Source organism: Xanthomonas sp. JAI131, from assembly GCF_013410075.1.
Classification (GTDB): domain Bacteria; phylum Pseudomonadota; class Gammaproteobacteria; order Xanthomonadales; family Xanthomonadaceae; genus Xanthomonas_A; species Xanthomonas_A bonasiae.
The window spans coordinates 995090-1008696 of the sequence record NZ_JACCCN010000002.1 but is presented as its reverse complement, the minus strand read 5'-3'; the positions used below and the strand labels follow the sequence as shown (position 1 = coordinate 1008696).

Sequence of the window (13607 nt, the reverse complement as noted above, 5' to 3'; positions counted from 1 at the left end):
CGCATCAAGTCGCGTAATCCCGCCTTTGCGATTCCCCAATCCCGGCTCTCAGAAGTCGTACTGGAAGCGGCCGGTGATCGCGCGGGTGTGGTCGAGCGTGGTGCCGGCCAAGTGGTCGCGGTTGCGGCTGTCGATCAGGTTCAGCATCAGGCGCAGGTTCGGCTTGAGGTACCAGTTGCCGGCCAGCGTCCACGACGCGGTGGAGGCGTCGAGGAAGTCCGCATGGCCGTCCAGGTGCTGGGTGCCCCACATGCGGTCGTAGCGCAGCGCCAGTTCGAACGCGCCGCGCGGGTTGTTGACCTGCTTGATGCGGGTGAAGCGTCCGGTCTTGCTGTCGTAGCGGCGCGATTCGCCGGTCGCGAACCAGCTGACGAAACCATAGGCGGACAGCACTTGCGCACGCTGCGCGCCATCGTCGAACAGGCCGCCGCTGAATTCGCCCTGCCACGACAGCGGGCCGCGCACCTGCGCGTACTCCAGCGACCATTTGTCCACGTCGGTATCGCGGCCGTCGGCGAAGCGCACCAGGGTGATGCGGCTGTCGTCGGACAGATGGCCGGCCGGACGCGGGCGGATGCTCAAGGCAGGCGCGCCGTTGGCGCCGGGGTGGTCGTAGCGCTCGTGCGCCAGCGACAGGCCCAGGTGCAGCACGTCGCCATCGCGCGCGCCCGGCGCCCAGGTGCCGCGGCCGCCGAACGCATCGCCCTTGATGTTGGACACGTCGATGCTTTCCAGGCTGTAGACGCTGGCGGCCCAGGTGTAGTCCTTGCCGGCGGCCTGCCACGACACCGCCTTGCGGTACAGCGGCGCCAGCGTGCTGGCCGCGCCGCTGCGCTCCAGGAACTGGCCGAAGTTGGAGCCGGTGCGGTCGTCCAGCGAGAAGTACTGCTTGAACTGGCCGACGCTCAGCGTGCCGGCGTCGAACTTTCGGGTCAGGTAGACGTCCTTGGCCTCGATGCCCTTGCCGTTGAAGTCGTCCTGCAGCCCGGCGAAATCGCCTTCGACCTTGTAGCCGAAGCCGAAGAACTTGCCGGACACGTCGATCCACAGCCGGCGGATCTCGGTATCGTCGGGATTGGGCGTGCCGCGCTGGTCGTTGTCGAACTGGGCGAAGTCCCAGTGCAGGCGGCCGCCGATCTCGGCGGTGACCGGGCCGTCGTCGTCGCCATCTGCTGCTTGCGCCAGCGCGGGCAGGGACAGCAAGGCGCAGGCGCAAGCGCCGCACAGGCTCGATTTCTTCAGGTTCACGTACCCTCCCAGGTGCGCGCAGCGCGTCGATGAGTCGGTAGCCCGCAGCGGAAGGCGCAGGCCAGCGTGGCTGCAGCCTAGTGCGGCGTAGCTGTCATCGACCTGTCGATGGAGCCGGGATTGGGGATTCGGGAATGGGGAATAGGAAGAGCGTTGCTTTCCGGATGCGTTAGGCTTCGGCAATTGCTCTTACCATTCCCGATTCTCCATTCCCGATTCCCGGCCCCAATGCGTCTTTTGTTAGTCGAGGACAACGCCGATCTGGCCGATGCGATCGTGCGGCGCATGCGCCGCAGCGGGCATGCGGTGGACTGGCAGAGCGATGGGCTGGGCGCGGCCAGCGTGTTGCGCTACCAGAGCTTCGACCTGGTGGTGCTGGACATCGGCCTGCCTGGGCTGGATGGCTTGCGCGTGCTGGCCGGGCTGCGCGAGCGCGGCGATACCACGCCGGTGCTGATGCTGACCGCGCGTGACGGCATCGAGGACCGGGTGCAGGCGCTGGACGTGGGCGCCGACGATTACCTTGGCAAGCCGTTCGATTTCCGCGAGTTCGAGGCGCGCTGCCGGGTGCTGCTGCGGCGCAATCGCGGCAACGCCAGCGAGGTGGTGCAGCTGGGCGGCTTCGCCTTCGACAATGCCGCGCATACGGTCAGCCTGGACGGTGCGCCGATCGAGTTGCCCAATCGCGAATACCGCCTGCTGGAGATCCTGATCGGCCGGCTCGGCCAGGTGGTGGGCAAGGACGAGATCGGCAACGGGCTGTTCGGCTTCGACGACGAGGCCGGGCCGAATGCGATCGAGCTGTACGTCGGGCGCCTGCGCAAGAAGCTGGTCGGTGCGCCGCTGCGCATCGTCACCGTGCGCGGGGTCGGCTACAAGCTGGAAGCGGCCGGGATCGATTCGCCGCCAGCGACGCCGCAGGACCCAGGCGGCGATGGCTGAGGCCGCGCTGCCGGCACCGTCGATCCGGCGCACGCTGCTGCTGTACCTGGGAGCGCTGTCGCTGCTCGGCGCGGTGGCGCTGTTCTTCGCCGCGCGCGATTACGGCCAGCGTGCGGCCAACCGTTCCTACGATCACCTGCTGGTGTCCTCGGCGCTGTCGATCGTCGATTCGGTGGCGCTGGCCGACGGGCAATGGCAGGTGGACCTGCCGTACGCGGCGCTGGACCTGCTGGCGATGGCGCCGGAGGACCGGGTGTTCTACCGGGTGTTCGATGCGCGCGGGCGCACCATCACCGGCTACGACGATCTGCCGAAGGCGCCGTCGCTGCCGCGTGCCAGCGCGGCGCCGCGCTTGTTCGACGCGTTCTACAGCGGCGAGCAGGTGCGCTTCGCGGTGGTGGCGCGGCGGGTGTCGTCGGCCGCGGCACAGGACGAGGTGTGGGTGCAGGTCGGGCAGACCCGGCGCGCGCGCGAAGCGCTGGCGCAGGATGTGGTGCTGCACGCGCTGGTCGCGATCGCGGTGCTGTCGCTGCTGTCGCTGGCGCTGGTCTGGCTGGGGGTGTATCGCGCGTTGCGTCCGCTGCAGCGGATCGAGCGCGACCTGTCGCGGCGCGAACCCTCGGAGCTGAAGCCGCTGGCGCTGGCCGCGCCGCAGGAAATGCACCAGATGGTGGCGGCGTTGAACCGCTTCATGGCGCGCCTGGCGAGCAGCAACGAGACCTTGCGCGCGTTCATGGCCGAGGCCGCGCACCAGATGCGCACGCCGCTGGCCGCGTTGCGCGCGCAGGCGCAGCTGGCGCTGGACGACGACGATCCGCGCGACATGCGCCGCAGCCTGGAGGCGATCGAGCGCAACGCCACGCACATGAGCCGCCTGCTCAACCAATTGCTCAGCGACGCCAGCGTGATCCACCGCGCCAATCTGCAGCGCTACGCCAGCGTGGATCTGGCCGAGGTCGTGCATCAGGCGCTGCACGAGGCGCTGCCGCAGTCGCAACCGCGTCCGCGCGTGCAACTGGCCATCGCCAGCGAGCCGGCGATGGTGCGCGGCGACGCGCTGCTGCTGCGCGAGGCGATCAAGAACCTGATCGACAACGCCTGCAAGTACGGCGGCGACGGCGCGCTGCAGGTGGCGCTGACCTGCGAAGCGCGCGATTGCGTGGTGACCGTGGCCGATCACGGCCCGGGCATCGCCGCCGCCGACGCCGAGCGCGTATTCGAGCGCTTCGCGCGCGGCGAGGGCGCGGCCGCCGGCGGCGCCGGGCTCGGCCTGGCGATCGTCAAGCGCGTGGTCGACAGCCACGGTGGGCGCATCGATCTGTCCAACCGCGTCGGTGGCGGCCTGATCGCCAGCCTGCGCCTGCCCAGGTTGCACCCATGAGCTCGCATTTCCTGCTGCGCACGGCTGCCGCAGTGCTGGTCGTCCTGTTCGCCCACGCCGCGCTGGCCGCACCCGGCGACATCCGCCGCTTCCCGGCGCAGGGCAGCGCCCAGGCGCAGCTGTGCATCCAGGGGTCCACCGACATCGAGGTGTTCGCTGCGGTGATCGGCGACTACCAGCGGCTGCACCCGCGCACCGAGGTGGTGTACCAGGACGTGATCGCCTGGGACATGTACCAGCGCTACCTGCATCCGCGGCCCGGCGCACGCTGCGCCGACCTGCTGATCAGCGCCAGCATGGACCTGCAGACCAAGCTCGTGAACGACGGCCACGCGCTCGCACATCGCTCGCCGCAGACCGAGGCGCTGCCGGCGTGGGCGCAATGGCGGCATGAAGCGTTCGGAATCAGCTACGAGCCGGTGGCGATCGTCTACAACAAGGCGCGGCTGCCGGCGGCGCAGGTGCCGCGCACGCGCCGCCAGTTGCTGGAGCTGCTGCGCGCGCCGGGCATGCCGCTGCGCGGCAGGATCGGCACCTACGACGTGGAGCGCAGCGGCGTGGGCTATCTGTTCGCGACCCAGGACGGGCAGATCGGCAGCATGGCCGGCGCCTTGCTGGCGGCGATGGGCGACAACCAGGTGGTGCTGGAAGAACGCACCGGCGTGCTGCTGGACCGGGTCAGCCGCGGCGAACTGCTGTTGGCCTACAACGTGCTCGGTTCCTACGCGCAGGCACGGATCGACGCCGGCGCGCCGCTGGCGATCGTGCAGCCGGAGGACTACACCCTGGTCGCGCTGCGCACCGCGGTGATTCCGCGCGATACGCCGCACGCGGCCGAGGCGCGCCGGTTCCTCGACTATCTGCTGTCGCCGCGCGGGCAGCAGGTGCTGTCGCGCGAGGCGTGGCTCAAGCCGATCCTGCCGGGCGCCGGCGGCGCGACGCCGGCGGCGACCCCGGCGTTCCGCCCGATCGCGCTGGGGCCGGGCTTGCTGGTGTACCTGGACGCACTCAAGCGCCGCCAGTTCCTGGATGCCTGGCGCAGCAGCATGCGCCGCCATCCGCCGCGCTGAACGCGCCGCGGCGGGCGCCGGCGTTCAACGCGCGAAGTGCGGCGGCTGCGCGGTGGAGTGCAGGATGCGCACGCTGTCGCCGAGCTGTTCGGGCGCGCCGCCGGCAAGCAAGGCCTGCACGCGCGGCCGGTCCGGTGCCGCGCCGGCGCCCAGCCCCACCCAGGCGTTCTTGCCGGCGCCCTTGGCCGCGTATAGGCAGCGATCGGCCAGGCCCACGCTCTGCTCCCAATCGCCCAGCGCCGGCCACGCCGCCACCAACGGCCATGGCGCGAAACCGATCGAGCAGGTCAGCGTCAGTTCGCGCTGCTCCAGCGCGAAACGCTGCGCGGCCACTGCCGTGCGCAGGCGCTCGGCCAGCGCCTCGGCGGCGCCGTTGCGCGGCAGGCGGGTGACCAGCACGAATTCCTCGCCGCCCCAGCGCACCAGCAGGTCGCGGTCGCCGCACAGCGCGCGCAGGCTGTCGGCGCAGTGCACCAGTGCGGTGTCGCCGGCCTGGTGGCCGTAGTCGTCGTTGATGCGCTTGAAGTTGTCGAGGTCGATCATGAAGAAATACAGCGCATCGGCGCTGCTGCCGGCGTCGAGCTGGGCGCGCAGCGCCGGGCATTCGCGGGCCAGCCAATCCTGCAGTTCGCGGCGGTTGGAGACGCGGGTCAGCGGGTCCAGGCGGGTGGCCGCTTCCAGTTGCGCATTGCTCTGCAGCAGCTGCTGGTTGGCGCGCTCCAGCTGCCGCGTGCGCTCGGCGACGGTGAGGTTCAGCAGTTCCACCATGTCGCGCTCGCGGTTGACCGTGCGGCGCACGCGTTGCGCGGCCAGGCCGAGCAGCAACAGGCCCAGCAGCGCGTAGCCGGCATACGCCAGCGGATGCCGCCACGGCGGCGGCCGCACCTCGATCCGCAGCGTGCGCGCGGCGCCGAACTGGCCGTCGCGTCCGGCTGCCTGCAGCTCCAGCGTGTAGCGGTCCGGCGGCAGATGGCTGACCGAGAATTCGCTGTGCGCGGTCTGCGGATAGACCCAGCCCTGGTGCAGGCCGTCGACCCGGTAGCGCAGCCGCGCCGTGCCCGGCGCGGTGAAGTCGATCGCGGTCATGCCCAGGGTGAACACGTTGTCGCGATAGTCCAGCGCGATGTCGTGCGCATACACCACGTCGGTCTCGGTCTGTCGCTTGCCGTCGTGGCTGCCTTCGCTGGCGTCGAACACGCGCAGGTCGGTCAGCACCGCGCGTGCCGGGTTGCTGCGCAGCGGCAGCTTGCGCGGGTCGATCACGTCCACGCCCTGCGTGCCGCCGAAATACAGCAGGCCGCGGCTGTCGCGATAGCCCTGGCCGCTGTTGTATTCCTGGTTCTGCAGGCCGTCGCGGCTGCCCAGGTTCTGCACGATGCGGGTGGCCGGATCGAGCACGCTCAGGCCGTTGTTGGTGCTCAGCCACAACCGTCCCTGCGGATCCGGCAGGATGGTGTAGATGACGTTGCTGCTGAGGCCTTCGCGGTCGGTGTAGCGCACCGCGACGTCGCGCTTCAGGTCCACCGCATACAGTCCGCCGGAGAACGTGCCGACCCACAGCACGCCGTCCTTTTCGTAGAGCGACCACACCGACGGATACAGGCCGGCGCCGCCGGGGCGATAGGGCTCGGCCGGCCGGTCGCCGCGCATCCGCCACAGCCCGCAGTCGTTGCAGCCGATCCACAGCGTGCCCTGGGTGTCGCGGTACACCCGGGTCAGCGTGCGCCCGGCCAGCGGCGCCCAGCGCGGATCGTCCTGCACGCGGCCGTCGACCACCCGGGTCAGGCCGCGGCGCGTGGCCACCCACAGCGTGTCGCCTTCGCGCAGCAGGGCGTTGACGTGCGCATCGGCCAGGCCGTCCACGCGCGCCAGCGCACCGCTGCCGTCCAGGCGCCACAGGCCGTGGCGGGTTCCCAGCCACCAGTGGCGGCCGTCGCCCTCGATGGCGCGCACCATGCGCGTGGCCAGCGCGGCCGGGACCTGCCACGGCGCGCGGCCGCGCTCGCGCAGCAACAGCCCCTGGTCGGTGCCGATCAGCATGCGCGCGCCGTCGCGCCAGATGCTGCGCACGCTGGGACTGGGCCAGGCATGGGTGTCGCTGAGGTCTTCCTCGTCGTTGCGGATCACCGCCGACATCGGCCGTACCCGGTACAGGCCGGCGGTGTAGGTGCCGATCCACCAGGTGCCGTTGCCGTCCTGATAGAACCGGGTGATGGCGCTTTGCGGCGGCACGTCGAAGCTCAGCCGCCGCGGCGTCGCCCCATCCTTGTCCAGCTGCGTCACCGTGGCATTGGTGGAGCCGACCAGCACCCGCCCGTCGGCCAGGCGGATCAGCGCGCTGAGATCGCTGTGCCCGGCGAGCACTTGCTGCGTGCTCCAGTGGGCGAGCGTGGCGCCTTGCGCGTCGAGCTTGAACAGCCCGGCGCTGGCCGAGGCCAGCCACAGCCCTTCCGGCCCGGATTGCAGGCCCACGCATTCGTCGATGCCGGGCGGCGCCGGCAGCGCCTGGCGTGCGCTCGCGCCGAGCAGCCACAGCCGGCAGCGCCGGTCCAGCGCCACCGCGCGCTTGCCGTCGGGCATCCAGGTCAGGCCGACCACCGGCGCATCGCCGCCCAGCGGCAGCACCCGGCTCAGCGTCGCGTCGACGCGGTCGATGCCGTGTTCGGTGCCGAGCCAGGCGCCGCCCTGCGGATCGATCAGGATGTTCATGATGCGGTTGTGCGACAGGCCGTCGGCCACGCCCAGCCGATGCCGCTTCCAGGTGGCCAGATCGATCACTTCCAGGCCGGCGTCGTTGCTGCCCAGCCACAGGCGGGTGCCGCGGGCCTCGAAGGCGAGGCTGTCGATGCTGCTGCTGAGCAGGCTTTGCCGGTCGCTGGCGTTGAGCTCGTGCCGGTAGACGCGGAACAGATGGCCGTCGAAGCGGTTGAGGCCCTCCTGCGTGGCGATCCACAGGAAGCCCTGGTCGTCGCTCTGCAGCGCGGTGATGGTGAGTTGCGACAGCCCGTCGCCGAGGCCGAAATGCTCCAGGCTGCTCGGCAACTCGGTGTCGTCGCCGTCGCTGGCGGCTGTCGCGGCGAGCGTCGCGGCCACGCTCGCGCCTGGCGCCAGCAGCGCCGCCAGCAGCGCGCAGCGGCACCCGGTCGGGCGCAGGCCGCGCAGCAGGGTCGAAAGAGTCCGGATCACGCCTCGCTATCGGCCGCCGGCGTTGCGGCTTGAACGCGGCCAATGCCGGGGGCGGTGCGATTCCTGGCGCAGGGCCGGCACGGCGGCGGCCGCGCATGCCAGACTGTAGGCATGGATGCGCCCACGATTCTGGTCGCCGACGACCATCCCCTGTTCCGCGCCGCGGTGCTGCACGCGCTGCGCCAGGCCTTGCCGCGCGCGCGGGTCACCGAGGCGTCCAGCGCCGCCACGCTGGATGCGGCGCTGGCCGCGCAGGCGCATGCCGACCTGGTCCTGCTGGACCTGGCGATGCCCGGCGCGCGCGGCTTCTCGGCCCTGCTGCACGTGCGCGGCGAACGTCCGGAGGTGCCGGTGGTGGTGATCTCCTCCAACGACCACCCGCGGGTGATCCGCCGTGCGCAGCAGTTCGGCGCGGCCGGCTTCATTCCCAAGTCCTCGCCGGCCGAGACCATCGGCATCGCGGTGGCGGCGGTGCTCGATGGCGGCACCTGGTTCCCGCCGCTGACCGCCGCGCGTTCGGAAGCCGACGCGCAACTGGCCGCACGCCTGGCGCAGCTGACCCCGCAGCAGTTCCGGGTGCTGCTGTGCCTGGCCGACGGCCTGCTCAACAAACAGATCGCCTACGAACTGGGCCTGGCCGAGAACACGGTCAAGGTGCATGTGACGGCAATCCTGAAAAAGCTCGAGTGCCACAGCCGCACCCAGGCCGCGGTGCTGGTCAAGGCGCTGGAGCCGGAAGGCGAGGCCTGAACCCCGCGCGCGGCGATCGGCCATGCGATGGGCCGGGAGCGTTTTCCGCCGCGCCCGGATACGCGATGCTATGCACTGGCGCCCGCGCTTCCTGCGGGCGGAAAGGACCCCCGGACCATGCCTATCCGCAACGAGCAGATCGCCTACTACCCGTTCCTGCAGGAAATGCTGGACGACGACTATTTCCCTTCCTTTCTGGTCGGCAAGGGCCAGAAGATCCTGTTGCGGCTGTGCGAGGCGATCGAGGCGCAGGCCCCGCCGGACCTGCCGGCGCTGTACCGGCTCACCCACGCCGCCACCGAGGAATTCAACGCGCTGGCGCTGGAGTTCGAGGCGCACGACAGCGAGATCGAGACCGCTGCGCGCGACAACATCGGCGTGGACTTCCTGTACATCGCCAGGACCTACGGCTTCGATGCCGCCGATGCCGAGGAGTTGATCGCGCCGCGCGAGTGGTGAGCGGGGCGGAGTGGATCGGGCGTCGGTGGGGCTATGTGCGCCGGCTGTTCCCTTCTCCCCTCGGGAGAAGGTGCCCCGCAGGGGCGGATGAGGGTACGGGCGCAGCCTCGCGCACCCAAACTCCGCGAGTCGCTTTCGCGCCGCACCCTCACCCCAACCCCTCTCCCGACGGGAGAGGGGCTAGCGCTGTTCCCTTCTCCCACCGGGAGAAGGTGCCCCGGAGGGGCGGATGAGGGTACGGGCGTAGCCTCGTGCACCAACTCCGCGAGTCGCTTTTGCGCCGGACCCTCACCCCAACCCCTCTCCCGATGGGAGAGGGGCTGATGCTCCGGTGGGAGCGAGGCTCAGCCCCGCCGCAACAGCATCTGCGTCATCAGCGCGCGCAGCGCCGGCGCGCGCACCGGCTTGGACAGGAAGCCCCATCCCTGCGACTGGGCCAGCGTGCGCAGCGCCGGATCCGGTTCGGCGGTGACCAGGATCACCCGCGGTTCGGCGTTCCAGCGCCCGCACAGCTGCGCGAACAAGGCCGGGCCGTCGCGCTCGCCCATGCGCACGTCCAGCAGCACCAGCTCCGGCGCCTGCGCCGGTTGCGCCGCGGCCAACGCCTCTTCGGGCCCGGCGGCCAGTTCCACCCGGCACGCCCAGCGTTCCAGCAGCGCGCGGCTGGCCTCGCAGACGCGCGGGTCGTCGTCGATGCACCACACCCGGCAGCCGTGCAGGATCGGGTCGTCGCCGTTGTCGCTGGCCACCGCGGTCGGCGCCTGCGCCTGCGCCGCGGCGGCGGCGTCGCCCAGCGCCACGGTGACCGCGAACACGCTGCCGCGGCCGAGCTGCGAGCGCAGGCCGATGCGGTGGCCGAGCAGGCGGCCGATGCGCTCCACGATCGCCAGGCCGAGGCCAGCACCGCGGTCGTGGACGACGCCGTCGCCGAGGCGGCGGAACTCCTCGAAGATCTCCTGCTGCAGCGCCTCGGGGATGCCTGGGCCCTGGTCGTGGACCTCGATGCGCAGGCTGTCGCCGTCGCGGCGGCAGCCCAGCAGCACGCGTCCGCGCGGGGTGTAACGGATCGCGTTGGACAGGAAGTTCTGCAGGATGCGCCGCAGCAGGGTCTCGTCGCTGCGCACCGCGGCGTGGGTGGGCACGTAGTCCAGACGCAGGCCGCGGTCCTCGGCGACGATGCCGAACTCGTGCGCCAGGGTCTGCAGCAGCGGCCCCAGCGCGAAGTCGCGCACCTGCGTCTTCAGCGTGCCCGCTTCCAGCCGCGAGATGTCCAGCAGGCTGTTGAGGATCGCGTCCTGCGCGACCAGCGCGTTGTCGACATGGTCGGCGATCTGCCGCGCGTCGTCGTCGTGCAGCTTGCCGCGCAAGGCGGACACGAACATGCGCGCGGCGTTGAGCGGCTGCAGCAGGTCGTGCACCGCCGAGGCGACGAAGCGGGTCTTGTAGCGATTGGCGTTCTCGGCCTCGCGCTTGGCGTCGGCCAGGTCGCGGGTGCGCTCGGCGACGCGGTGCTCCAGCGCGTCGGCCAACGAACGCAGTTCGCGCGCGGCGTTCTTGTAGCTGGTGATGTCGGCGTAGCTGGTGACGAAGCCGCCGTCGGGCAGCGGGTTGCCGCGGATTTCCAGCACCGTGCCGTCGTCCTTCTCGCTCTCGCGCATGTGCGGGCGGCCGCTGCGCAGGTGGTCCAGGCGGCGCTGGATCGCCGCTTCCACCGGGCCGGGACCGAGCAGGCCGCGGCGCGCGTTGTAGCGGAACACGTCCTCGATCGGGCGGCCGATGCGGATCAGCTCCGGCGGGAAACGGAAGATCTCCAGATAGCGCGAATTCCACGCCACCAGGCGCAACTGCGCATCGATGATCACCACGCCCTGCGGCAGATGCTCCAGGCTGCGGCTGAGGCCGGTGTCGGCCTGTTGCGCGGCCTGCACCACGCCGTCCTGCGCGGTGCGCAGCTCCTGCGCATGCTGTTGCAGCAGCGATTCCAGTTCGCGCCGACTGCGCTGGCGCAGCCGCGCCAGGCGCTGGCGTTGCTGGAACAGCAGGCCCAGGAACACCAGCGCCAGCCAGATGCCGGCCGCGGCCAGCGCGGCCGCGCGGCCGGCGGCGCGGCTGCCGCCGATGTCGTGCAGCAGGTGCAGGCGCCAGCCGCTTTCCGGCAGTGCCATGCTCTGCCACAGCAGCGGCGCCGATTGCGCGGGCGCGTCGATGCGCATCACCTGGCCGCCGTCGTCCAGCGCGGCCAGGCTGCGCCGCCGCGCCGGCAGCAAGGTCTGCCGGGCGTATTGGCGGGTGGCGAGCAGTTCGTCGCGTTCGTGCGCGCTGAGCGGCTGCAGCTGGCGGTAGCGCCAGGCGTCGCGGCTGGACAGGAACACCACGCCATGGCGATCGCTGACCAGCACCACGTCGGGCACGCGCAGCCATTCGCGTTCCAGCGCGGCCAGTTCGATCTTGATCACGATCACGCCCAGGGTGCGCCCGGCATCGTCGCGGATCGCCTGCGACAGGAAATAGCCGGGCACGCCGGTGGTCATGCCGATGCCGTAGAAACGGCCGCTGCCCTGCGCCAGCGCCTGCTTCACGTAGGGACGGAAACTGTAGTCGGCGCCGACGTTGCTGCTGGCCAGGCGCCAGTTGCTGGCGGCCACGGCGACGCCATCGGCGTCGATCAGGGTCAGCGTCGAAGAGCGGGTGACGTCGTTGGCGCGCTCCAGCTTCAGGTTCAGCCGCTGGTGGTCGGCCGGGTCCAACGGCTGGGTCAGCGCATCGCGCAGTTCCGGATCCAGCGCCAGCACCTGTGGCAGCGTGCGGTAGCGGTCGATGCGCTGCTGCAGGGTCTGCGCGTACAGCTCCAGCTGCTGGCGCAGTTGCCGGCTCTCGGCGCGCAGCGCGCGCTGTTCGGCGAAATGCCCGGCCGACAGCATCGCCAACGCCATGCCGCCGAGGGCGGCGAGCAGGAGCAGGGCGAAGCGGCGATAGCGCAGGGCGGGATACATGCGGAGTGGGCGCGGTCGGGACGGTATCCTGCCAGCTTAGCGGCAGCGGCACGCGTGCTGGCGATTCGTTCCGCGGACGGTCGCGGCGTCGCCGCGATCGCGCAAATGGCCGCCGCGGACGGGGGCCGAATGCACGACGGCAGCGCCGGCCCGAGTGCGGGCGGGCGCTGCCGCCGTGTGTCTTCGTTGCGAACGCATCCGATCGGACAATACCGATCGGGTGCCGATCAGGACCTGCCGATCAGAACTGCACCTGCGCGCGCAGGTCGATCGAGTCCGGCTTGGTGTGCACGCCGGCGCGTTCGGCATCGGCGCGCACGTAGTTGGCCTGGAACTTGAAGTGGCTGGTCAGGTACCAGTTGGCGCCCACGGTCCAGTCGTGCTGGCGGCCGCCAAGCACCGTGCCGTCGTCCAGATCCAGGCGGCTGTAGCGCAGCAGCAGTTCGACCGCGCCGTAGGCGTTGGCCGGCTTGATGTTGGCCACGTTGCCGGCGCTGTACGGACGCGACTCGCCGGTCAGCACGTAGCTGGCGAACACGTACTGGCCATCGGCGGTGTAGTCCGGGCGACCGTTGTCGCGGGTGACCTCGGCGCGCAGCGCTTCGCCCTGCATCGAGAACGGACCCTTGATCCAGATCGCTTCCAGCCCGGTCCGGCGCACCTGGTCGGCATCGACCAGGGTGCCCGAATCGACCAGGCGCACGTCGGTCAGGCCGGCTTCCGGGCGCGCACGCAGGCGCACGCGCGGGCTGAAGCTCACGTCCAGGCCATTGTGGTAGCCGCGCGGGTTTTCCTGCGAATACGCCAGGCCCAGATGCAGCACGTCGCCCTCGGCCTTGAACGGGGTCCACACGCCGCGCACCGCCTGGGTGGTGCCGGGGTTGTCGCCCTGCAGGTCCTTGCCGCCGTACGCGCCGGCCTGCAGCAGGTACTGCGGGCGCTCGAAGGTCCACTCCACGCCGGTGCGGCGGCCCTGGTAGATCGCCTGGATCGGCAGCGCGGTTTCCAGGAAGCTGTCGGCGCGCGAACTGGTCACGCCTTCCAGGCCGACCGGCACCTTGATGTAGCCCAGCCGCACCTTGCCGTAGTCGCTGCCGAACAGCGCCTTGGTCTCGAAGCGGAAGAACACGTCCAGCCACAGCTTGGACTGGAAGTCGAAGTACACCATCGCGTCGTACACGCCCTTCTTCTTCAGCGTGGCGCCGAATTCCTTGCGGCGGAACGCGTTGTCGTCTTCCAGGCGCGCATCGTCGTCGGAGAAGTTGTTCCAGTCGTAGCCGTAGTTGCCGGTCACGGCCAGTTCGGTGCCGTCGCTGAAGGCGACCTTGGTCGGCCAATCGTCGAACCCGCTGGCGGCAGCGGCAGGAGCGGCGGCGGTCAGGCACAGCGCAGCGAAGAGAAGGGTATGGCGCATGGTGTGGTTGTCTTCTTGATGAGGAAAAAAGCGCGCCGGCACTCGACTGACGGGACGGCAAGGCTTGCGCGGGCGGTGCAGCGTGATGCCGACCACGACCTTCCCTCGGCCGCGGTGCGGGGCGCATCGCCGGAACAACGAGCCGCCCGCATGCAATAGCGGAC

The 13607-nt window shown here is 70.8% G+C and carries 9 protein-coding genes; 5 read left to right on the top strand and 4 right to left on the bottom strand.

Annotated elements, in window-relative coordinates; genetic code table 11:
- Positions 1 to 48: 48 nt before the first annotated feature.
- Positions 49 to 1248, bottom strand: a complete 1200-nt coding sequence (locus HDC36_RS10985; protein ID WP_179567143.1) for a porin — start codon at positions 1246 to 1248, stop codon at positions 49 to 51.
- A gap of 228 nt (positions 1249 to 1476) precedes the next feature.
- On the opposite strand from HDC36_RS10985, the gene HDC36_RS10980 reads away from it, so the two are divergent.
- From HDC36_RS10980 to HDC36_RS10970, 3 genes are read left to right on the top strand one after another with little or no spacing between them, the layout of a single operon-like run.
- Positions 1477 to 2190 carry a response regulator transcription factor gene (locus tag HDC36_RS10980; RefSeq protein WP_179567141.1) on the top strand — a complete coding sequence of 238 codons (714 nt, stop codon included), beginning with the start codon at positions 1477 to 1479 and terminating at the stop codon, positions 2188 to 2190.
- Positions 2183 to 3571 (top strand): sensor histidine kinase, encoded by a 1389-nt coding sequence (locus tag HDC36_RS10975; protein WP_179567139.1) that lies wholly within the window; start codon positions 2183 to 2185, stop codon positions 3569 to 3571. Before HDC36_RS10980 ends, HDC36_RS10975 begins: the two co-directional genes overlap by 8 nt.
- The gene (locus tag HDC36_RS10970) at positions 3568 to 4641 is read left to right on the top strand and encodes an ABC transporter substrate-binding protein (protein WP_179567137.1); all 1074 of its coding nucleotides are present in this window, start codon (positions 3568 to 3570) and stop codon (positions 4639 to 4641) included. The genes HDC36_RS10975 and HDC36_RS10970 overlap by 4 nt, the downstream gene beginning before the upstream one ends.
- 24 nt (positions 4642 to 4665) lie before the next feature.
- Here the strand turns inward: HDC36_RS10970 and HDC36_RS10965 are convergent, their stop codons facing one another.
- Positions 4666 to 7827: a diguanylate cyclase gene (locus HDC36_RS10965; RefSeq protein ID WP_343204335.1), complete on the bottom strand. Its 3162-nt coding sequence runs from the start codon at positions 7825 to 7827 to the stop codon at positions 4666 to 4668.
- 111 nt (positions 7828 to 7938) lie between these two features.
- Between HDC36_RS10965 and HDC36_RS10960 the strand changes: the two genes are divergently transcribed.
- Positions 7939 to 8577, top strand: a complete 639-nt coding sequence (locus HDC36_RS10960; protein ID WP_179567135.1) for a response regulator transcription factor — start codon at positions 7939 to 7941, stop codon at positions 8575 to 8577.
- Between the two features lie 117 nt (positions 8578 to 8694).
- Positions 8695 to 9036, top strand: coding sequence for a DUF5713 family protein (locus HDC36_RS10955; protein WP_179567133.1), 342 nt, complete (start codon positions 8695 to 8697; stop codon positions 9034 to 9036).
- 344 nt (positions 9037 to 9380) lie between these two features.
- Here HDC36_RS10955 and HDC36_RS10950 read toward each other — a convergent pair whose 3' ends face one another.
- Both HDC36_RS10950 and HDC36_RS10945 read right to left on the bottom strand, forming a co-directional pair.
- Positions 9381 to 12029 (bottom strand): PAS-domain containing protein, encoded by a 2649-nt coding sequence (locus tag HDC36_RS10950; RefSeq protein WP_179567131.1) that lies wholly within the window; start codon positions 12027 to 12029, stop codon positions 9381 to 9383.
- Positions 12030 to 12270: 241 nt separating this feature from the next.
- Complete coding sequence (locus tag HDC36_RS10945) at positions 12271 to 13443, bottom strand: porin (RefSeq protein WP_179567122.1); 1173 nt, start codon at positions 13441 to 13443, stop codon at positions 12271 to 12273.
- Positions 13444 to 13607 lie beyond the last annotated feature (164 nt).